The organism is Paenibacillus mesotrionivorans (assembly GCF_046098205.1).
Lineage (GTDB): Bacteria > Bacillota > Bacilli > Paenibacillales > NBRC-103111 > Paenibacillus_AR > Paenibacillus_AR mesotrionivorans.
Genome location: NZ_JBJURJ010000015.1, coordinates 110,123 through 130,052 on the forward strand (window position 1 = coordinate 110,123; position 19,930 = coordinate 130,052).

Sequence of the window (19,930 nt, forward strand, 5' to 3'; positions counted from 1 at the left end):
CTTCGGGCCCGGCAGTCCTATACCTGGAGGTAGACGCATGAAAGCCAAACGCCACAAACAGGGTCTCGGCGCCAGACCGAAAAAGCCTCTTGCCGCGAAGAGGAGAACCAAACGGAGCAAATCGGCCGCCAAGGCTCCGCGTGCTGGAAAAGCGGCCAAAAGGCGCCAACCGGGCGGGATGTCCCGCCAGGCGCTCGCGGCCTTCAACAACGGGTATGATACCGGCTTTAACCAGGGCTTCGCCCAGGGCATGCAGGATGGGCAGAACTTCCTGGCACAGTGAAGCGGGGCCGGTCCGCCCATTGTCAGACCGCCTTCCTGGGGCGGCGAAGCAAGGAATAATGGAAGCGGCCTTCCCTATTCCCGTTTCGCCGCCTTTTTATGGGAAAATCCGGCTTCCCCATTTTGGACAAAACCGGCCATTCCAAAATTTGTACGAATGCCGGAGGGTCAACTGTCGTGCCCAGTAGGTTGTCTCCCTAATATATTGTACTATTCGCAGAACACCCGCCAAACGCCGATGGGGTCTGTTCGTCGAAGGGGCTGCGGCCGGTGGAGGCCGGATTACCGGTCTTCCCCGGCCTGCAAAACTCTTAGGAGGTGATACGCCAAACATGACCGCCATCCGGTTGAACATCATGTTGTTTTCCCACATTTGCTCAGACACGCATATTACCGGAGCGGAGAAGCTTCTGCTGTTTTTTGCCACCGAGCTCCGGGGCAGCCATGACTGCACGCTGGTTGTACCCAGCGAAGGGCTGCTTGCAGCGGAGGCAAGAGCAAGAGGCATCTCCACCATCGTGATTTCGTATCCCAACTTTTACGAAGTATATGCGCCCGGGCCTTATTTCCGCCAGGAGCTGGAGGGATTCATCCGGGATAACGGAGATGCGGTCCAGTCGCTTCTGACTCTCATGCTGGAACGGCGCCCGGACCTGGCCATTGTCAACACCTGTGTCAATCTGATGCCTGCCTGGATTTCCCGCTCCTTGGGGATTCCCGTAGGCTGGATGATGACCGAGCAGATTCAAAGCAACCGCTACACGTCTTATTCGACGGAAATCATCAACGCGTATTCGGATTGGATCATCGGAATATCCCATGCCTCACTCCAGCCCTTCCGGGGAACCCCGGGAGAGAAGAAAATCCGCATTTTGTACCCCTCCTGGAATGACCACGAGCTGGAGCGGGAGCTGTGGCCCGTCTACCGCAGCGTCAAACGGGAGGAAATCGGCTGGAATGACTCCCACCGGGTCATCGGATATGTATCCTCCGATATTTATCCCAACAAGGGTCTGGAGCATTTTATCCAGATGGCCATTGATTTGGGGGCAGCTTACCCCGATCTCCGGTTTATGGTAGCAGGCAAAATGACAGATGTGGGCTATTACGCCAAATGCCTGGAGCAGATTCGGCTGTCCGGGCTCCTGGGGCGGTTTTACTTCCAATCGTTCGAAATGCAGGTCCAGCAGATTTATCCGGCCATGGATATCCTAGTTATCCCCAGCCTAATTGAAGAGGGCTTCGGCATGACCGCGCTGGAGGGACTGATCTTCAGCAAAATGGTGGTGACGTACAACTCCGGCGGGCTGGGTGAAATCATGACGCTGACTGGCAACGGCAGTTATCTGGTGGAGAAGGGCAGTATCCGGGGTTTAGTCGACACCGTAGGCTCTCTTCTGGTCAAAGGCGCCTTTATCCAAAGCTGGGGTGCCCGCAACAGCATTGCGGTGGAGAAGGCCTTCGGGATCGATTCCTACCGGCTGAGACTGGGAGATTGGCTGCAGGAGGCCGCCGGCACGCTTCCGGCACTGGGTCCCCGTCCGCTGCCCCAAGAAGCGCTTTTGCAGAAGCCTGCCCTGCTGCTGAAGGGCTCAGCCCCCGCCGTTTATTTGCTGGAGTATGGCTGCCGGTATCTCTTCTCCGAAGAGTCCGTGTTCCGTGCCAAGGGCTTCCGGTTTGACGAGGTGCTTACCCTGGATGACGGCTATATGGGCCGGATTCCCATGGGCGGTGTTCTGGGCACGGGCCAGCCCTTGCTTGGGAGACGGACTGCCCGCCGGGGTGGGCGTAAGGCTAAGGCCGGCTCCCGCCGGTTCAGGGGGCGCCGCCGCACGCTGAAGACCTGGAAGGGCAAGGGGCAGCGGCTCCTGGCCCGGAAGAAAAGGTCCGCTCCGCCCAAAGGCAAGCGGGTCTCCCCCAAAGCCGCCGGGCGCAAGGGAAGGAGCGCTGCGGTCTCCAGACGGAGCAACGGCCACGGCAAACGGAGGAAAATCAAAAAAAGCGGGTGATCGTATGAAAATCGTGACGGTTCTGGGCACCAGACCGGAAATTATCCGGCTCTCACTCGTAATGAAAAAGCTGGATCAGCTTGCAGCCAAACACACCGTTATTCATACGGGGCAAAACTTCACCTATTCCTTAAGCGAGGTTTTCTTCAAGGAGTTGGGGCTGCGCAAGCCGGATTATGTGTTATCGGAAAAACAGGAATCGCTCGGCAGCCAGATGGCGATTATGTTCCAGCGGATCGAAGAGATTCTCCGGGCGGAGAAACCCGACAAGGTGCTTCTTCTGGGAGACACCAACAGCGCGTTGTCGGCCATTCTGGCGGAGCGTATGGGGATTCCGGTGGTGCATATGGAGGCGGGCAACCGCTGTTATGATCTGTCCGTTCCCGAAGAGAAGAACCGCAGGGTGATTGATGCCATCTCCTCGTACAATATGCCGTATACCCGGCAGAGCAAGGATCATTTGGTCCGGGAGGGTTTTCCCAGCCACCGGATTATCCTCACCGGAAATCCCATATACGAGGTTCTGTCCCATTACCGGGACCGGATCGAAGCAAGCACGGTTATGGAGACACTGGAGCTGGCCTCCGGGCATTATCTCCTGGCTACCATCCACCGGGCCGAGAATGTGGACCGGGCGGAGCCGCTCATGGAGATTATGGAGGGCCTGAACCGCATCGCCAAAAACACCGCACTCCGGATCATTCTCTCCGTTCATCCTAGGACCCGGTCCAGGCTGGCCGCTCTGAGCGGCCTGAAGATTCATCCGCTGGTGGAATTCCACGAGCCCTTCGGCTTCTTCGACTTCGTCAAGCTGGAGCAGCATGCGGCCTGCGTCCTGACGGACAGCGGGACCGTTCAGGAGGAATGCTGCATCTTCCGTGTACCGACGGTGACGGTGCGCAACAGCACCGAACGGCCGGAGACGGTGGACTGCGGCAGCAATGTGGTATCAGGGGTGGATGCGGACCGCATCGAAAGCGCCGCCCAGGTAATGATGGCCATGCCGACGGATTGGGATTGCCCGCAAGGGTATCTGGATACGGATGTATCTGCCAAGGTTGTCAAATTCCTATTAGGAGGGAAAGGGTATGTTTCGTGATAAGAGAATTTTGGTGACAGGCGGCACCGGCTCCTGGGGGTATGAGCTGGTCAGGCAGCTGCTGGATTTTGAACCAAAGGAGGTCATCATCTTCTCGAGGAACGAATCCAGCCAGGTGGCCATGATGCGCACCTTCGAGGACCGCAGACTGACCTTCGTCATCGGGGACATCCGGGATAAGGAAGCGCTGGTCCGGGCGTGCGCACAAATTGATTATGTATTCCATCTGGCTGCGCTGAAGCATGTACCGGTATGCGAGGAGCAGCCCTACGAGGCCATGAAAACCAATGTGCTGGGCACCCAGTATGTGATTGAGGCCGCCATTGAGAATAAGGTGAAGAAGGTCGTCTACATCTCCACCGATAAAGCCGCCAATCCCTCCAACTTCTATGGCATGACCAAGGCGATCGGCGAAAAGCTGATTATCCACGCCAATCTGCTTCAGGGGGACACGGAATTCGTCTGCGTCCGGGGCGGCAATGTGCTGGGTACCAACGGAAGCGTGATCCATCTGTTCATGAAACAGATCCGGGAAAAAGGACGGGTAGGCATTACCGATATGGCGATGACCCGCTTCTTCCTCACCCTGCAGGAGGCCATCAGCCTGCTGTTCAAGGCAACGGAAGCCAGTATCGGCGGCGAAACCTTCGTCATGATGATGCCTACCTGCAAAATTACCGATCTGGCTCTGGTATTGGGTGAAGCTATGGGCAAGCCGGAGGTGGAAATGGTGGAGCTTGGCGTCCGTCCGGGCGAGAAGATCCATGAAATTCTGCTGACCGAATTCGAAAGCCAGACCACAATTCTTTTTGACGAGCAATATCTGGTGATCCTGCCTACCCTGGATATTCCCGGCATCAAGGGTCGGTACGCTTCTTATCCCAAGGCCGAAATCAGCAGCTTCTGCTCCAGCCAATCCCTCATGGACAAAGATCAAATCCGGGAGCTTCTGATTAAAGGAGGCTTCCTTCACGAATGAAGGAGAGTACGATTTTGATTACGGGGGCAGGCGGCTTTACCGGCCGCCATGCCTGCCGGCATTTTGCCGCCCACGGCTATTCGGTGGCAGCAGCCGTCCGGAGGGAGGACGGGGAACCGCCTGAGGGCCGTCTCTATGTCTGCGATCTCACCAATAAGGCGGAGGTCAGGCGGCTGGTGGAGGAAACGAAGCCCCGCTTTGTGCTGCATCTGGCCGGAAGGAATGCCGTGGCCGATTCGTGGAAGGATCCGCTGGGGTGTATGGAGGCCAATCTCCTGTCCACCCTGTATTTACTGGAGGCTCTGCGGGGGCTTGCCAACTGCCGGCTGCTGGTGGCCGGCTCCATGCTGGATTTTGACTTGAGCAATTCCCCCCAGCCCCTGCACCCGTACAGTTTGGCCAAAACCATGCAGGTGCTTACCGCCCAGGCCTGGAGCTTCCTGTACAGCCAGGAGGTGCTGGTAGCCAAACCCTCCAACCTGATCGGCCCCGGCCGCTCCAACGGAATCTGCGGGCTTCTGGCCGCACGGATCGCACGTTGGGAGAAGGGCACGGATGCCTCCGTCTTCCGTCTGTCGTCGTGGCATGAGAAGAGGGATTATCTGGATGTCCGGGATGCCGTAGCCGCTTACCGCGCCATTCTGGAAGCAGGCCAATCCGGCACCGTCTACCCGGTCTGCTCCGGCACCATGCGTTCGCTTGGAGACCTGGTGGTTACGTACCGGGGATTGACCCCGCTTACGCTTCCCATCGAGGTTGGTCAAACTGAGCCGCTGCCCCCGCCCCTGCCCATGGATGCCGCTGTGACCCAAAGCCTGGGCTGGTCGCCGTCCATCCCTTTTGCCCAATCGCTGTCGGAGGGGCTTGATTTCTACAGGGGGGCCTTGACATAGGCCGTATGCCCGCCGCACCAGATAGAAGAGGAGGAACCATGCCATGCTTCCCAGAGTGACCATTGTCATTCCATTTTATAATGATCCCTACGTGGAACAGGCCATCTCCAGCGCCCTTGGGCAAACCTACCCTAACCTGGAGGTTATCGTCGTGGATGATGGCTCCACCCTGTACCAGGACAGAATCAATCCCTTCGTCTCCCGGGTCCATTATTTGGGCAAAGCCAACGGAGGAACAGCCAGCGCCATCAATCACGGTGTCCGGATGTCCTCCGGCGATTATATCGCCTGGCTCAGCTCCGACGATTTGTTCTATCCCCACAAAATTGCCCGCCAGCTGGCATTTATGCAGCAATATAATTCCCTCCTGTCCTTTACCGCCTTCGACCAGATCAACGAATTGGGGCATGTGACGGCTCACGCACAAGCAGCCCGTTATCCTTCTCAAAGCGACTTCATCCGGGCTTTCGCAACCTGTGATCCCATCAACGGCTGCACCGTTATGTTCAGAAAGGAATTGGTGGCGCGGGTAGGCCTGTTCGACGAGAGCCTGCGGTATACCCAGGATTATGAGTATTGGATCCGTGCGCTGCTGTGCGGGGTAAACATACATTTTCTGGATGAACCCTTAACCAAGTACCGTTGGCATGACCAAATGGGAACCATGCGGTATCAACCGCATATTCTGGCGGAAGTCCAGGCTGTGCAGAATACCTTCCGCCACCGGCTGGAGGCGCTGGCTTTGGCAACGCCGTATTAAGGAGGTGCGGCATGAATCCGAAGGTAACGGTCGTCATTCCCTTTTACAACTGTCCATATATCGGGCGGGCCATCCAAAGCGTGGTGGACCAGAGTTATCCAAATCTGGAGATTATCGTGGTGGATGACGGCTCGACCCGGCATATGGAGCTGATTACACCTTACGCAGGCCGCCTTCTCTATTACCGCAAGGGCAACGGCGGAACAGCCAGCGCCATGAATTTCGGTATCCTCAAGGCCACCGGCGAGTACGTGACCTGGTTGAGCTCGGATGATATGTATAAGCCGGGTAAGGTGGCCCGCCAGCTGGAATTTATGAGGCGCAGCCATGCGGAGTTTTCCTTCACCGCCTACGCCGTCATGGATAAGGACGATGTAGTGACGGAGAGCTTCGCCGGCACACCCATCACGCAGCACGACGATATTTACCGGCTGCTTGCCAACTACAACCCCATTAACGGCTGTACCATGATGTGCAAAAGAGAGCTGTTTTTCAAATACGGCTTGTTTAACGAAAGCCTGCCATACACCCAGGATTATGAGATGTGGCTGCGGCTGACGGTTAACGGCGTCAAGCTGCACTATTTGCCGGAGGCATTGACGATTTACCGGTTTCATGACCAAATGGGCTCTATCCGCTACCGGCCGGAACTGCTGGAGGAGTTCTTCCGGGTGCATGCGGTTTATAAGGACCGGATGCAGCAATTGCTTGAACGCCTGTAACGGCGAGGAGGAACCATGAATGAAAATATTGTTGGCGACCTATTGGCTGATTCCGCATATCGGCGGCGTGTGGACCTTCATGAACCAAATCCGGAACAGGCTGGAGCGGATGGGGCATGAGGTGGATGTGCTGGGGAACAGTCCCGACTACAAAAGCTTTCACCTCTATAACAAGGGGATTTCCTTGGACAAAAAATATTTGTCTCCCATGCTGGAGACGAAGCTGAATGCAAACCTCTTCCCCCATCTGTTCGAGCAGCCGGTCATCTGGCAGAACGAGTATGACCGCTATTGCATGGAGCTCTCCGCCGCTTACTTCGGGCTGGAGCAATATGATGTGATCCACACCCAGGATGTGATTTCAGCCCGTGCTTTGGCCCGGGTCAAGCCGAAGGGGACGCCGCTGGTATCCCATATTCACGGCTCGGTAGCCACGGAGATGTTCTCCCACTTCAAGCTGCATCCGGAGCTGGGCATCCATGAGAACAGCCCGGCCTATAACTATTTCAAAGCAATGGAGTATTATGGGGCTTCCGGGACAGATCTGTCCATTACAGCCAACCATTGGCAGCGGGATATGCTGGTCAGCCAATTCGGGGTGCCTGCGGAAAAGGTGGCAGTATTCCAATACGGGCTGGATACGGGGCCTTTCTGGGAGAAGGTTGCCGCCGGCACCGATACTGTGCGTCCCCCAGGCAAAAAGGTGATTATTTTTCCGGCCCGCCTGGTTTTTATCAAGGGTGTCCATATTCTGATCGATGCGCTGGCCACATTGAAGCAAGCCCGGTCTGACTGGGTTTGCTGGATTGTGGGGGACGGGGACCAGCGGGCGGCTCTGGAGGACCAGACCCGGAGGCTTGGCCTCCAGCAGGAGGTGGCCTTTTTGGGCAACCGCTCCGATGTCCCCGCCTTGCTCAGCCAATCGGACATTTTTGTACATTGCTGTCTCCAGGATAACCAGCCTTTTTCGGTAATGGAGGCCCAGATGGCGGGTTTGCCTGTTCTGGTATCCTCTGCCGCCGGTCTGCCTGAGATGGTGGAGCATGGGGTGACCGGCATGATCTCTCCAGTGGGGGACCCGGTAACGCTCTTCCAGCAGCTCAGGCAGCTGTTGGAGGAGGATGACTTCAGAACCGCATTGGGGCAGCAGGCTCAAACCTGGGCCCGCAGCCACTGGTCTCTGGATCTGATGATCGGGCGTCTGTTGGATGTGTACCGGAAGGTCATGGAGACTTCAGGCAAGGTTTGACAGAGGATTGAAGGAGGTTGAGGCATGCAGGAGGACAGATTTAAGGTGCTCGGGGATCTGTATAACCGGAGATTTGCCATTCAAACCAGCGATCCCCTATGGGTGGATTATTACGTGTGGAACCGGATTTATTCCGGATTGCCCAAGGATTACCTGCTTCCGGATATGGCGATCTATACCTTTTTACCGCAAAAATGAGAGGAGGACCAAACAGTGAACAACTATTGGGAGCATGTCAATCCTAAGGAATTTCTGCAATCAGCCAATGAAGGGTACAACAAGCCGGTCCGGCAATTGTACAGAGCTTTGCTTAACCAGCTGAATATTAACCGGATGCTTGAGGTTGGATGTGGACCCGGTGTGGATTATGTCGGTGCCGTCAGCAGCCGGCCCGCTATTGACTATACTGGTGTGGACATGACCCAGAATATGGTGGATTACTGCACGAGCCAATATCCCGGAGGTACCTTCCTACAGGGCGACATTCACAAACTGCCGTTTCAGGATGGGAGCTTCGAGCTGGTATATTGCAAGGATGTGCTGAATCATCTGCAGGATTGGGGGACCGGCTTCTCCGAGCTGCACCGGGTCAGCTCCAAATATGTTCTGGTCAATTTCTTCTACGGACTGAGCTCTACCACATTCAGCGGTGTGGAGCATCATGATGGCTTTCTCAACCATTGGGTGGATTGGAATGAGGTGATGACGCAGATTTTTGCCTTCATGCCTGTAGCCATCAATGTGTATCCTCTGGATTGCAATCCCAATGAAGAAACGATGATTCTGATCCAGAAGAAATAACAGGGGGGCGGTCGCAGACGTCCTCATACAATCGGCCAGCGCAACCGCCGGAGTCAGGACTGCCGGGGAGCGCTGGCCGATTGTGTGTGGATCAGGAGGTTCGCAGCTGGATGCCGCTTAAGATTTTCTCCCAATAATAGTGGTTGCCTTCCCATTTGTCCTGGCCGGGAAGCTGAATGGAGCAGATCCGGCGCAGAGGCCAGTTATTCTCCATCAGGGCTACCACATTGGGGTCATGCTGGATCAGCAGCACCTTGAAGTCCTTCTTAACCAGCTTGGAGAGCACCATCTCCAGCTCTCTGGCCTGCTCGTAGGTTCCTTCCGTCCGGATGAACAGAATGTGGTCGGCCGTCTCCATTTTTTCCAGGAAACGCGCCACTCTCCGGTCGTACTTGGCCTTGATTTCGGGGTAGGCCGCCAGATGGGGCGGGAAGTTGTTGGCGGTAAAAAAATCATGGTTGGACAGACAATTGTACTGCTGCTCCAGCACCAGATAAAGCTTGTCGCTGGCATTGCCTACCACCTTCAGATTGGGATAGTCCATAAATCCGGCAAACCGGTTGGCCAACAATCGGTTGACGTCCGACAGATTGTAGGAGGCCATCCAGTCCAGCACACCGGCGTAAGGCCGGAGGTTATACTTTTCCAATTGAATGGAAGCCAGGCATAAATCACCCAGGCTGAATATGGCGTCATATTCGCCTCTCAAATCGCTCAACTTCACGTCGGCTCGCTCCTTTGCAAGGGAATGGTATAAGATGCCTTTCTTTTATAGTAAATGCGCCGCCGTTGTCCCGTGATTGTACACTTATAGACTACAGTGAAATAAATCTATTCATCTCGGCCGCTCTTCACCTTAAGAAGTTGGGTTCTCCCACTCCATGAATGCCCTGCCGTTGTTTGCCCTTATGCATAAAGTAATAAGAGAGAATTCCAATGAAGCGCCATGTGTCTCTATAAAAGGAGGTTGTCGGCTTGTCCATCATGCGTTTGGAAACAATGCCAGGCGGGAAGATCGACTCAAACTATATTACGTCCATGGACCTGTCGGTACAGAATCTGGGTGCGGAGGAGTTTGATTTTCTCCTGCATATGTACTATAACGGTGCGGTCGGGTATGTGGCGCTGCATCATGTGCCAGCGTACGGCTCCGTATGGGTGCCGGATATTCCTACCAATCTGATTCCCTTCTCCATGCTGCTGGTGACCAATATCAATTCGTATGCCACGACGGGCATTATTACCTACGCCAAGTTCAACGGTAATGTGGTGGCCGTTTACAGCCAGGAGGATTTTATTCGATTGCCTTAAAAAGGGAGGAGGGGAGCCCAACGTTATGAAGGTATTGTTCGTATATTACGTGCCCAGCGGAGGGGTAGAGACACTAAACCGGGAGCGGTGCCGCGCCCTCCGGAATGTTGGCATCGAAGGGCATTGCCTGTATTACCGGTGGGGGGCGGGACTGCAGAATTCAACGGATTTCCCGGTATACGTCACCACGGATGACATTGCAGTCAAGCATATTCTGGATACCTACCAGTTCGATGCAGTGGTCGCCGTCACTGACCATTTGGCCTTTCCCCGGCTGCGCCTCTTGGGATATACCGGCAAGCTGGTGCTGGAAATCCAGGGCTACGGCCCCAAACACGTGGCCCGCGAGCAGCTGACTCTGGCAGCCCCTTATATCGATGCGTATGCCAACGGGCTGCTCAATCCTTGTACTCCCCACATTGATGCCTTGTTCAGCGAGCTGTTTCCCGGCAAGCCTCAATTTAAGTTCAACAATTGCTTCGATCATACCCGCTTCACTTACCGGGAAGCGCCGAAGCATGATGCTCCTATCATGGCCTGGCTGGGGCGGATTGAGGATAACAAGAACTGGAGGGAATTCCTGCATATCGGCCACCAGCTGGCGGAGCAGGTTCCCAATCTGGAGATGTGGATGTTCGAGGATCACACGCTCTCCCAACCGGAGGAGCGGGAGAAATTCATGGAGCTGATCAGCAAGCTGAATCTGGGCAAACGTCTGACGGTGCGCTCCAATGTGCCCCATGCACAAATGCAGCATTATTTCTCTGTCATCGGCGATTCCGGCGGTTTCCTCTGTTCGACTTCCAAGGTAGAGGGTGCGCCATATGCGCTTCTGGAGGCGATGAGCTGCCGCTGCCCTGTGCTCACCAGCAATTCCGACGGTGTTTCCACCTCCATCTACCATAATCTGACGGGTAAGTATTATCATTTGGGCGATATCTCCCATGCCGTTGCCGAAGCGAAGGAATTGATGGGCAACAAGGGGCTGCGGGAGGCTATCCGGGCCGGCGCCCAGCAGCATGTAGTGAATAACTTCAATCCGGATCTGTATTGCCGCCAATTTACCGGCATGCTCCAATCCTTGTGAGGTGATAATGATGCATAAAAAATCAGGCTACAAAACAGAAGCGAAAAAAGGGGAGTTTCAGCCCTTTCCCGTTGGGGCAAGTGAAATTGTGCTGACCTCTGTAACCTTGTCCGGCCTGGTGCCGGCGGACCGGGTGCTGCTGCTGCTGGAGATCGGCTGGGATAAGCCGTTGAATTGGGATATGGGCGAGCTGGATATCAGAATCCGCAGAAATTCAGCCATGGGTCCTGTCATATACCAGATGACGGAGGGCTGCTTCTTTAAAGCCCACACCCGGACCAAATACGAGGAAAGCGGGCAAACCGGCACGGTTTCCTATTTCCTCACCGTTGCCTCTCCCGAATTAAAGGCGAGGATTGTCGGGCCTTATGGGCTGGAGGGAGCGGTTTACGGCGCCTGAAGCAAGCAGCTCCCCTAAGCCTGCATACAGATCGCCTCAAAGAAAAACGGCCCGCTGCGGGCCGTTTTTTCTGCGCTTATTCCGTCCGGCTGCCGGGGGAGGGAAACCAGTGGCGGTAGGTTTCGGCAAGTCCCTGCGGGAAGCTGACGGAGGGCTGCCAGTGGAGATGCTTCTGCGCCTTGGCGCTGTCCAGACAGCTGTGCCGGATATCTCCGGGCCGGGCCGGCCCATACTCCACCGGAACCTCTGCCGGATGCAGCTCCTTGAGAAGCTGGGCGATCTGATTGACAGAGGTGGTGTTCCCGGTGCTGATCTGGAAGGTGTCTCCGTCGCCTGCATCCACCGCAGCCAGATTGGCTGCCACCACATCCTTGACGTAGATGAAGTCTCTGGTCTGGCCGCCGTCCCCGTGAATGCGCAAGGGTTTGTTTTTGGCCAGCTTCTCCATGAACAGGGCAATAACGCCACCCTCGCCCTTGGCCGTTTGGCCGGGACCGTAGACATTGCCGTACCGCAGGACGGTATAGGGCAGGCCATGCAGGCGGCGGAACACCTCCAGATATTGCTCCCCGGCCCATTTGGACATGCCATAGAAGGAGATGGGCTGGGGAGAATCCCACTCGGTGATTTTGTCCTTGCTCAATTCCCCGTAAACGGCGGAAGTGGAGGAGAAAATCAGCTTGCGGGCCTGTGCCGCCACACATGCCTTGAGAATCCGTGCCGTGCCGGTGATGTTGATGGCAGCATCCGTATCCGGTTCCTTGATGGAACGCTGCACATCCGCTTGGGCGGCCAGGTGGAATACGATGTCCGGCCGGATGTGGGCCATACGCTCCTCCACCTCCGGTTGGCGGATGTCCATCTGGTGAAGCGTTGCTCCCAGGGGAACCTTGGACGCATGGCCTGTGGACAGGTCATCCATTACATGGACCTCCCACTGCCGCTCCAAGAGCTCCCTGGCCAGGTGGGCGCCAATAAAACCGGCACCTCCCGTGACTAGTGCTTTCATGCCATTTCCTCCTTCGCAAGAAACAGGTCTCCCGTGCGCCGGACCAAGCATAAGCCTGCAAACAGACTCCTGCGGCGCCGATAGACTATCCTACGTGGCCTGCGTATGGCGCGTACAGGACACCCGCCCGGTGCTGGCGGGATTTTTGAGCTGCGCGGAAGGAGGAGGGACAACGGTTGTTTTGTTCCCCTTTTTGGCCGGCTGCATATGCTGTGAATGACGGGTACACGGTTGCACATTTCCGAGAATAAAGGGAGTGAGGGAATGAACGAACGCATCGACTGGATCCTGCACCATATGGCCAAATCTCAACGGGAGCTGGCCCGCATTCTGAAGGCGGAGCGGGACTTGGCCTGTCATGCGGCAGGGCTGGTGATCAATATACCCCACGCTCATATGGCCGGGGCCGGAGTGGAAGAAGTGAAGAGCCAGTCTATCGATCTGTCCAAGAACATTGCCGTGTACTTAAACGGCCTGGCAGATTTGGAGGACGCATTGGGGGACAATCTGGAGCCGGTGGTCAAGGAGCTTCAAGGCCAGGAGGAAGAATGAGAGGAGGCGGCATTTCATGAAACGCAGTGATACTCTACTCGACATGCTGGAATCATCGGCGCTGATGCAGGAGCATATCTCGGTTATTCTGGAAGCCAAGGCGCTGGAGGCGGAGCAGCGCCGGAGCTGGGTATGCGGGCACATGCGCGAAAACTGCTTTCCCGGCTGCGAGGAATTCCATAAGAATGCCCTGGAGCTGCATGAGAATATTGTGGAAGTGATTGCCGGTATTACGCGGATGGAGCAGGGGCTAGCCAAGAATCTGGGGATTCTGATCCAGAAGGCGGAATCGGAAGGGTCCGGAGGCGGTCTGGGGGATCTCTTCGGCGATTCGGGAGATGACGCATGACCCCCAAGGAGCGGGAGATGGAGATCCGGCTGGATATCCTCGGCTCCCTGGCCCGCAGCCAGCATGCCCTGGCGGATATGCTGGAGGGCATCGCGGCTCTGACGCTGGAATCTCCCGAGGCTGCGGAGCAGGTCAGGCGTCAGGCTGAGGTGCTGGTCCGGCATCAGGCGGTGCTGGCGGAGAAGCTCTACGGCATCCGCATTTCCCGGCTGGTGAAGGGGAAACCCGGCAGGGTGTGGCTGTCCGCCAAGGTGAAGCGGGGCCGGCTGAAGTGAAGTGCAGTGTGGTGTTGTTTTCGAGCAGGCAGAGGCCGCGTGAGAGAGACGGACAAAAGTCGGGACTGAGGTATGGCTGAAGCAGAGAAGATTTGTGTGCCATGCTAGTGGATGGGGGAGGGCGGGCCGCTGGACGGGCGCCCTTTTTGTATATTTCCATCCGGTTTGCCGCCGCCTAAACTGTACCTGCCCCGTACCTATCTCGTACCTATCTCGTACCTGTCCCGAACGGACCGACGTTCCGCTATTTCGCGGAAAAACGGGGTTTTCACATTTTCGCGGACCGTAGAGCCGTTAAATGGGGGAGGAGCACCCGAATGAAGGCTACTGGGGGCAAATAGCGTCTCCTGTGTCCGCGAAAGTCATAGAAGGCGGAAAATTCCCCCAATAGCGTACCGTGGGTCCGTTGGAGCCTGGGGGCACCGGGCAACAGCTAAGAGGTGCGCATCCTCAGTGATCCAGCACCTCTCTCTTCGCCATATAGATGAAAAATTAAATAGTTGCAAAAGTCAACTATTATATGCTACCATATGGGCAGGTGATCAAACATGGAATTCAGCTCCGCTCAGGTGAATGTCAGGGAAACCTTGCAGCTTCTCGTCCGTCGCTTTGGCTTGCTCCAGAAGGACAGTGCCCAATGCTGCGGCGTCTCCGTTATCCAAAGCCACATTATCTACGAGATATCCAGACGCTCCCGTCTCTCGCTGAATGATCTGTCCGAGGCGCTAAACGTGGATACCAGCACCTTAAGCCGGCAGGTGCAGCAGCTGGTGGAGGCCGGATTGGTCGGCCGCCATCCTGATCCGCAGGACCGGAGGTACGTAGTGCTCTCTCTCACGGATGCCGGCAATCAGCAGGCTGAGGCTGTCTCAGGACTGATGGAGGATTACATACGAAATCTGTTCCAGCATGTGCCTCCGGATAAACAGGCGCAGGTCCTCGAAAGTCTGCAGCTTCTCAGTGATGCCATGGGCAAAAGCCCCAATTGCTGTACGCCTCCCCTTTAATGGGGAGTTTATAATCCTATATAGTTGCAAAAATCAATTATTGATGAAAACAAGGAGTGAGGAGAATGAATCAATTCAGTCATGATGAAATCAGGCAGGCGGTACGCAAGAGGTACAAAAGCATTGTTTTGCAATCTGGCGCGGAGAGAAGCTGCTGCTCGGGAGGAGAGGCGGCTGGGTCCTGTGCCGCTCCCGACGAGGTTTCGGCAAAGCTGGGGTATTCCTCAGAGGAGCTGGCGTCAGTGCCACAGGGTGCGAACCTGGGTCTCGGCTGCGGCAACCCTCAGGCAATCGCAGCGCTTAGGCCGGGCGAAACAGTCCTTGATTTGGGCAGCGGCGGGGGCTTCGATTGTTTCCTGGCCTCCCGGCAGGTAGGTTCAGCAGGGCATGTAATCGGTGTGGATATGACCCCGGAGATGGTGAGCCAGGCACGACGGAATGCGCTGAAAGGCGGCTTTGCCAACACAGACTTTCGGCTGGGAGAAATTGAGCATCTGCCGGTGGCTGACGGGACGGTGGATGCCATTATTTCCAACTGTGTGATCAATTTGTCTCCAGATAAGCCGCAGGTTTACCGTGAGGCTTATCGTGTGCTCAAACCGGGCGGGAGAATCGCGGTATCGGATGTGGTTGCATCAGTCCCATTGCCGGAAGAAGTGAAGGGAGATATGGACGCCCTCTCAAGCTGCATCTCCGGGGCATCCACCGTGGACGAATTGGAGCAAATACTGAAAGATAGCGGGTTTTCCCATATCAGCATTGAGCCTAAGGATGAATCCAAGGCATTCATCAAGGACTGGGAGCCTTGCTCCAATTTGGAGGACTACGTTCTGGCAGCAGTGATTAAGGCGGTAAAATAAGCGAATGCAAGAAGCCCGTCCGGTTATGGACGGGTTTAGTTTATTTTGGGTCTTTTAAATATAATCATTTAATTATATAATAATATAAGAATCTGATTGAAGGGGGAAGCTGCTTTGGTATCCATTGGGCAATTGGCCGATGAGCTTAAACTAACCGGAGACAAAACCAGGCTAACCATCCTTTCTTATCTCAAGGAGAGGGAATGCTGCGTGTGCGAGCTTGCGGCGCTTTTGCAAACCAGCCAGCCCAATATAAGCCAGCATATGCGGAAGCTGCGGGACGGCAAGCTGGTCAAGGAGACCCGGAGAGGGCAATGGATCTACTATTCGCTGGATCTGGCGGATAAGCCCTATCTGGTGGAGCTGCTGAAGGTGCTGCCCAGCCAGCAAGCGAATTTGGATGAGGTATGCGGCGACAACTGTTGTGATGAATGAGTAGAAGGAGCTTTTGCCATGGACATGATACCGCAAAAACGCCTGTCCTTTCTGGACCGGTATCTAACTCTCTGGATTTTTTTGGCCATGGGAGCCGGACTTGCACTTGGGAACCTGTTTCCCGCGTTTGTTGATTTGCTGAACCGGTTCCAGATCGGGACAACCTCGATTCCTATTGCGGCGGGGTTAATTCTGATGATGTACCCGCCCCTTGCCAAGGTCCGCTACGAGGAACTGGGGAAGGTGTTCCGGAACGGCAAAATTCTGGGTTTATCCCTGGTCCAAAACTGGGTGATCGGCCCCATCCTGATGTTTATCCTGGCCATTGTGTTCCTGCGGGATTACCCGGAGTATATGGTAGGCCTGATTATGATCGGTCTGGCCCGGTGCATTGCCATGGTGATTGTCTGGAACGACCTTTGCCGTGGGGATACGGAATACGCGGCGGGGCTGGTGGCGTTTAACTCCATCTTCCAGGTCCTGTTCTATTCAGTCTATACCTACCTCTTCATTACATGGCTGCCGGGCTGGTTCGGTCTCGAGGGGATGGCTGTGGACATTTCCATGGGGGAGGTGGCCAAAAGTGTGTTTATCTACCTGGGTGTGCCTTTCCTGGCTGGCTTTCTGACCCGGTTCATCGGGACCAAAGTGAAAGGGCGCGTCTGGTATGAGAAGACGGTGCTCCCCAAAATCAGCCCCATTACCTTGATTGCCCTGCTATTTACCATTGTGATTATGTTCTCCCTGAAGGCGGACATGGTTCTGGAGCTGCCGCTGGATGTGGTGCGGATCGCCATCCCGCTGCTCATTTATTTTGTGGTGATGTTTCTGGTTTCCTTTCTTATGGGCAAAAAAGCGGGGGCCGGATATCCCGTCACCTCCACACTGGCCTTTACCGCCGCCAGCAATAACTTTGAGCTCGCCATTGCCGTTGCGGTAGGCGTATTCGGGATTCATTCCGGTGCAGCCTTCGCTGCGGTCATCGGCCCGCTGGTGGAGGTGCCGGTGATGATCGGGCTGGTGAACGTCGCTTTATGGTTCCAACGCAAATATTTCCATACAACCCCGAAAAGGAGCAATCTGAAATGAACAAAAAGCTGGTTTACTTTCTCTGCACCGGCAACTCCTGCCGGAGCCAAATGGCGGACGGCTTCCTGAAGGCGTTGGGGAAGGACGAATTTGAAGTGAAAAGCGCCGGACTGGAAGCCCATGGCCTTAATCCCCGCGCTGTCCGGGTCATGAAGGAGGCTGGGATTGACATTAGCGGCCATACCTCTGACGTGATTGATCCGGAGCTTCTGAACCGTGCGGATATGGTCATCACCTTATGCGGCCATGCTGACGAGCACTGCCCTGCCATTATGAACCCGGAGGTTGTGAAGTGGCATTGGGGCTTTGACGATCCTGCCAAAGCAACGGGCACGGAGGACGAGATTCTGGAGAAGTTCCGCCAGGTCCGCAACGCGATAAAGGCCCGCATCCAACAGTTTGTGGTTGACAAATCCTGATGTTACCTATAAAATCGTTTTGTTGGATCCGTACATATGTTTGCCTTATAGGCGGCAGATGCTGATCGCGAGTGAGGTTCAGGCGACCCGGAATCGGGCTGCCTGATTTTTTTTGGCTTGACAAGCGTTAATGAATTGAAAAACGGAAAGGTTGGGCATACGTGGAGAAGGCAAAACGCAACAACAAAACCTATATCCTGATCGGCGTGATCCTGGCGACATTCCTGGCGGCCATTGAAGGAACAATTATCGGCCCGGCAGGTCCCAGCATTGTCAGCGATCTGGGGAATATCAACCTGCTCAGCTGGATTTTTACCTCCTATTTGCTGACAATGGCGGTCACCACCCCGATCTTCGGCAAGCTGAGTGATTTGTACGGCCGCAAGGCGGTATTTATCATCGGGTGTGTACTCTTCTCCCTGGGGTCGCTTATGTGTATGTTTGCGCACAATATGGAGTCGCTGATTCTCTACCGGGCTATCCAGGGAATTGGGGCAGGCGCCCTCACCCCGGTTACCTTTACGATTATCGGGGATACCTATGAAGCAGAGGAGCGGGGCAAAATCCAGGGGGTCATCAGCTCCGTCTGGGGAATCTCCTCCTTGGTCGGTCCGCTGCTGGGCGGTTATGTTATCACCTATTTCGGATGGGAATGGATTTTTGGCTTTAATGTCCCGTTTGCCATCCTGGCGGTATTCTTTATTGCCCGCTACTTGAAGGAAGAGCCCCGCAATCAGACCGTACGACTGGATTGGGCGGGAGCCGTCACCTTCACAGCGGGAATGACAGCGCTGCTTCTGGTCATTACACTGGGCGGGCAATCCTTGGCCTGGTCCTCCCCATACCTGCTTCTGCTGGCTGCCGGGTCTGTGGTTTGCCTGGTCAGCTTCGTCCAGATCGAAATGCGTGTTCCCGAGCCGATGGTGCCCCTGAAGCTGTTCCGCATCCGGGCCATTCTGTTTTCGTGCATCGCCGCATTGTTGGTCAGCTCGCTGATCATCGGCTTAACCAGCTACCTGCCGCTGTGGGTGCAAGGAGTGCAGGGCGGAGATGCGGCCTCTTCGGGGCTGGCACTGCTGCCTATGTCTATCGGCTGGCTAATCAGCTCGATTATCGGCGGCCGGATTCTGTTCTCGCGGGGCTCCCGTCAGACCAGCCTCATCGGGCTTACGTTTGTGGTGGTAGGCGCTTTGGCTCTCATTGCCCTGCAAACAGACACGACTTACTGGTATCTGTCCATGTCTACCTTCCTCTATGGAGTGGGCTTTGGCTTCAGCACCATCGTGTTTACGATTATTTCCCAATCGGCAGTCGGCTACCATTTGAGGGGCTCCTCCACAGCGCTGGTTACCTTCCTCCGAACCTTGGGGCAAACCATCGGCGCCGCGGTATTGGGTTCTCTGCTCAGCAGCCGGATTTCCAGCGGAGCGGAAGCAGGCGGTTTGTATGCCCAAGGCATAACCCAGGGCGACATTAATTCCCTGCTGTCTCCCCATGGCCGCGAACTGAGTGAAACCGTAGCTGTGCTGCTCCGTGGTTTATTGAATCAGAGTCTGCATACCCTGTTTATCATAATGGCAGTCATTGCCGGGGTAGGCTGGCTGGTGGTCTGGGGGCTGCCCAACCGGGTTCCCAAGACAGAGACGGAATAAACGAGAAACTCCGGTCATGAGGGAGTGGAGAGAACATGGAAACAAGAGAAGCAGCCATCCGGTATTGTTTGAGTCTGGGGAATGTCTATGAGGATTACCCCTTCAACGACGCCAACTGGACCCTGATGAGGCACCGGGGTAACCGGAAGGTGTTTGCCTGGATTTTCGAAAAAGAGGGCCATATCTGGATCAATGTGAAGTGTGAGCAGGGATTTCTGGAGCTGTGGAGGCAGATGTATGCCTCCGTTATTCCCGCTTACCATCTGAACAAAAACCATTGGAATTCCATTATCCTCAACGGCTCGGTGCCGGAGGAGGATATCTGTGAGATGATCAGCCACAGCTTCTCCCTTACGAAGGGGAAGAAATAAAAGGCATGTAAAAGAGCCGCCGGATGCCCATCAAGGGTCCTGGCGGCTTGTTTTTTTACGGTATGCGGGTCTATCAAAATCTGGTATAATTGAGTTAGTGCAGGCTTTCAGGGCGGTCGGCTATCCTCTCGGAAGGGAGGTGATGCCATGGAGGTTTACCAAGCGTTGTCTTTGATGTTCATGTTCGGCATGTTCATCCTAGCCTTGCTTAACTACCTCAAAAAGAAATAGACCGCCCTCGCCAAAGGTTAACGGTCTATTTTTGAGCCAGTTTACCTGAAGCCGACCGCCTTTCAAGCGGTTGCTGCACAATCGAGGGG

The 19,930-nt window shown here is 55.4% G+C and carries 26 protein-coding genes; 24 read left to right on the forward strand and 2 right to left on the reverse strand.

The genetic code is table 11. The features are described from left to right. Positions 1 to 37 precede the first annotated feature (37 nt). The 10 genes from ACI1P1_RS21525 to ACI1P1_RS21570 all read left to right on the forward strand — a co-directional run bounded on the left by ACI1P1_RS21525 (position 38) and on the right by ACI1P1_RS21570 (position 8,794). Positions 38 to 283, forward strand: coding sequence for a hypothetical protein (locus tag ACI1P1_RS21525; RefSeq protein ID WP_416218504.1), 246 nt, complete (start codon positions 38 to 40; stop codon positions 281 to 283). A gap of 331 nt (positions 284 to 614) precedes the next feature. Next, entirely contained in the window at positions 615 to 2,291 is a 1,677-nt protein-coding gene (locus tag ACI1P1_RS21530) for a glycosyltransferase family 4 protein (protein ID WP_416218505.1), read from the forward strand. A 4-nt stretch (positions 2,292 to 2,295) separates the two neighbouring features. Continuing rightward, positions 2,296 to 3,390 carry a non-hydrolyzing UDP-N-acetylglucosamine 2-epimerase gene (gene wecB / locus ACI1P1_RS21535; protein WP_416218506.1) on the forward strand — a complete coding sequence of 365 codons (1,095 nt, stop codon included), beginning with the start codon at positions 2,296 to 2,298 and terminating at the stop codon, positions 3,388 to 3,390. Beyond that, positions 3,380 to 4,369, forward strand: coding sequence for a polysaccharide biosynthesis protein (locus ACI1P1_RS21540; protein ID WP_416218507.1), 990 nt, complete (start codon positions 3,380 to 3,382; stop codon positions 4,367 to 4,369). The genes wecB and ACI1P1_RS21540 overlap by 11 nt, the downstream gene beginning before the upstream one ends. Beyond that, positions 4,366 to 5,262 (forward strand): NAD-dependent epimerase/dehydratase family protein, encoded by an 897-nt coding sequence (locus ACI1P1_RS21545; protein WP_416218508.1) that lies wholly within the window; start codon positions 4,366 to 4,368, stop codon positions 5,260 to 5,262. The genes ACI1P1_RS21540 and ACI1P1_RS21545 overlap by 4 nt, the downstream gene beginning before the upstream one ends. Before the next feature lie 43 nt (positions 5,263 to 5,305). Further along, a complete protein-coding gene (locus ACI1P1_RS21550) occupies positions 5,306 to 6,022 on the forward strand; it encodes a glycosyltransferase (RefSeq protein ID WP_416218509.1) in 717 nt (238 codons plus the stop codon). Positions 6,023 to 6,033: 11 nt separating this feature from the next. Further along, positions 6,034 to 6,744 (forward strand): glycosyltransferase, encoded by a 711-nt coding sequence (locus tag ACI1P1_RS21555; RefSeq protein ID WP_416218510.1) that lies wholly within the window; start codon positions 6,034 to 6,036, stop codon positions 6,742 to 6,744. Positions 6,745 to 6,763: 19 nt separating this feature from the next. Then, positions 6,764 to 7,993 (forward strand): glycosyltransferase family 4 protein, encoded by a 1,230-nt coding sequence (locus ACI1P1_RS21560; RefSeq protein WP_416218511.1) that lies wholly within the window; start codon positions 6,764 to 6,766, stop codon positions 7,991 to 7,993. Between the two features lie 24 nt (positions 7,994 to 8,017). Next, a complete protein-coding gene (locus ACI1P1_RS21565) occupies positions 8,018 to 8,191 on the forward strand; it encodes a hypothetical protein (protein ID WP_416218512.1) in 174 nt (57 codons plus the stop codon). A gap of 15 nt (positions 8,192 to 8,206) precedes the next feature. Beyond that, a complete protein-coding gene (locus ACI1P1_RS21570) occupies positions 8,207 to 8,794 on the forward strand; it encodes a class I SAM-dependent methyltransferase (RefSeq protein WP_416218513.1) in 588 nt (195 codons plus the stop codon). 91 nt (positions 8,795 to 8,885) lie between these two features. Here the strand turns inward: ACI1P1_RS21570 and ACI1P1_RS21575 are convergent, their stop codons facing one another. Continuing rightward, a complete protein-coding gene (locus ACI1P1_RS21575; RefSeq protein ID WP_416218514.1) occupies positions 8,886 to 9,518 on the reverse strand; it encodes a DUF1796 family putative cysteine peptidase in 633 nt (210 codons plus the stop codon). 260 nt (positions 9,519 to 9,778) lie between these two features. Between ACI1P1_RS21575 and ACI1P1_RS21580 the strand changes: the two genes are divergently transcribed. The 3 genes from ACI1P1_RS21580 to ACI1P1_RS21590 are packed head-to-tail and all read left to right on the forward strand — an operon-like array spanning position 9,779 to position 11,592. Then, positions 9,779 to 10,105: a hypothetical protein gene (locus ACI1P1_RS21580; RefSeq protein ID WP_416218594.1), complete on the forward strand. Its 327-nt coding sequence runs from the start codon at positions 9,779 to 9,781 to the stop codon at positions 10,103 to 10,105. 25 nt (positions 10,106 to 10,130) lie between these two features. Then, positions 10,131 to 11,192: a glycosyltransferase family 4 protein gene (locus tag ACI1P1_RS21585; protein WP_416218515.1), complete on the forward strand. Its 1,062-nt coding sequence runs from the start codon at positions 10,131 to 10,133 to the stop codon at positions 11,190 to 11,192. Between the two features lie 7 nt (positions 11,193 to 11,199). After that, positions 11,200 to 11,592 (forward strand): hypothetical protein, encoded by a 393-nt coding sequence (locus ACI1P1_RS21590; RefSeq protein ID WP_416218516.1) that lies wholly within the window; start codon positions 11,200 to 11,202, stop codon positions 11,590 to 11,592. A 76-nt stretch (positions 11,593 to 11,668) separates the two neighbouring features. On the opposite strand, the gene ACI1P1_RS21595 is transcribed toward ACI1P1_RS21590, so the two are convergent. Further along, the gene (locus ACI1P1_RS21595) at positions 11,669 to 12,601 is read right to left on the reverse strand and encodes an NAD-dependent epimerase/dehydratase family protein (RefSeq protein WP_416218517.1); all 933 of its coding nucleotides are present in this window, start codon (positions 12,599 to 12,601) and stop codon (positions 11,669 to 11,671) included. 264 nt (positions 12,602 to 12,865) lie between these two features. Here ACI1P1_RS21595 and ACI1P1_RS21600 point away from each other — a divergent pair, with 264 nt between their 5' ends. The 11 genes from ACI1P1_RS21600 (at position 12,866) to ACI1P1_RS21650 (ending at position 19,841) form a co-directional block, all read left to right on the forward strand. Further along, positions 12,866 to 13,153: a nucleoside-diphosphate sugar epimerase gene (locus ACI1P1_RS21600; protein ID WP_416218518.1), complete on the forward strand. Its 288-nt coding sequence runs from the start codon at positions 12,866 to 12,868 to the stop codon at positions 13,151 to 13,153. A gap of 16 nt (positions 13,154 to 13,169) precedes the next feature. Further along, positions 13,170 to 13,502 (forward strand): restriction endonuclease subunit S, encoded by a 333-nt coding sequence (locus ACI1P1_RS21605; protein ID WP_416218519.1) that lies wholly within the window; start codon positions 13,170 to 13,172, stop codon positions 13,500 to 13,502. Next, the gene (locus ACI1P1_RS21610) at positions 13,499 to 13,777 is read left to right on the forward strand and encodes an RNA-binding protein (RefSeq protein WP_416218520.1); all 279 of its coding nucleotides are present in this window, start codon (positions 13,499 to 13,501) and stop codon (positions 13,775 to 13,777) included. Before ACI1P1_RS21605 ends, ACI1P1_RS21610 begins: the two co-directional genes overlap by 4 nt. Before the next feature lie 548 nt (positions 13,778 to 14,325). After that, the gene (locus ACI1P1_RS21615; protein ID WP_416218521.1) at positions 14,326 to 14,784 is read left to right on the forward strand and encodes a MarR family winged helix-turn-helix transcriptional regulator; all 459 of its coding nucleotides are present in this window, start codon (positions 14,326 to 14,328) and stop codon (positions 14,782 to 14,784) included. 65 nt (positions 14,785 to 14,849) lie between these two features. Further along, positions 14,850 to 15,644, forward strand: coding sequence for an arsenite methyltransferase (locus tag ACI1P1_RS21620; protein ID WP_416218522.1), 795 nt, complete (start codon positions 14,850 to 14,852; stop codon positions 15,642 to 15,644). Between the two features lie 114 nt (positions 15,645 to 15,758). After that, positions 15,759 to 16,079, forward strand: a complete 321-nt coding sequence (locus ACI1P1_RS21625) for an ArsR/SmtB family transcription factor (RefSeq protein ID WP_416218523.1) — start codon at positions 15,759 to 15,761, stop codon at positions 16,077 to 16,079. A gap of 18 nt (positions 16,080 to 16,097) precedes the next feature. Then, positions 16,098 to 17,168, forward strand: a complete 1,071-nt coding sequence (gene arsB, locus ACI1P1_RS21630) for an ACR3 family arsenite efflux transporter (protein ID WP_416218524.1) — start codon at positions 16,098 to 16,100, stop codon at positions 17,166 to 17,168. Further along, the gene (gene arsC / locus ACI1P1_RS21635; protein WP_416218525.1) at positions 17,165 to 17,587 is read left to right on the forward strand and encodes an arsenate reductase (thioredoxin); all 423 of its coding nucleotides are present in this window, start codon (positions 17,165 to 17,167) and stop codon (positions 17,585 to 17,587) included. Before arsB ends, arsC begins: the two co-directional genes overlap by 4 nt. A 161-nt stretch (positions 17,588 to 17,748) precedes the next feature. After that, positions 17,749 to 19,239: an MDR family MFS transporter gene (locus tag ACI1P1_RS21640; RefSeq protein ID WP_416218526.1), complete on the forward strand. Its 1,491-nt coding sequence runs from the start codon at positions 17,749 to 17,751 to the stop codon at positions 19,237 to 19,239. 35 nt (positions 19,240 to 19,274) lie between these two features. Continuing rightward, positions 19,275 to 19,610 carry an MmcQ/YjbR family DNA-binding protein gene (locus tag ACI1P1_RS21645; protein ID WP_416218527.1) on the forward strand — a complete coding sequence of 112 codons (336 nt, stop codon included), beginning with the start codon at positions 19,275 to 19,277 and terminating at the stop codon, positions 19,608 to 19,610. Between the two features lie 147 nt (positions 19,611 to 19,757). Then, the gene (locus ACI1P1_RS21650; RefSeq protein ID WP_276202654.1) at positions 19,758 to 19,841 is read left to right on the forward strand and encodes a putative holin-like toxin; all 84 of its coding nucleotides are present in this window, start codon (positions 19,758 to 19,760) and stop codon (positions 19,839 to 19,841) included. Positions 19,842 to 19,930 lie beyond the last annotated feature (89 nt).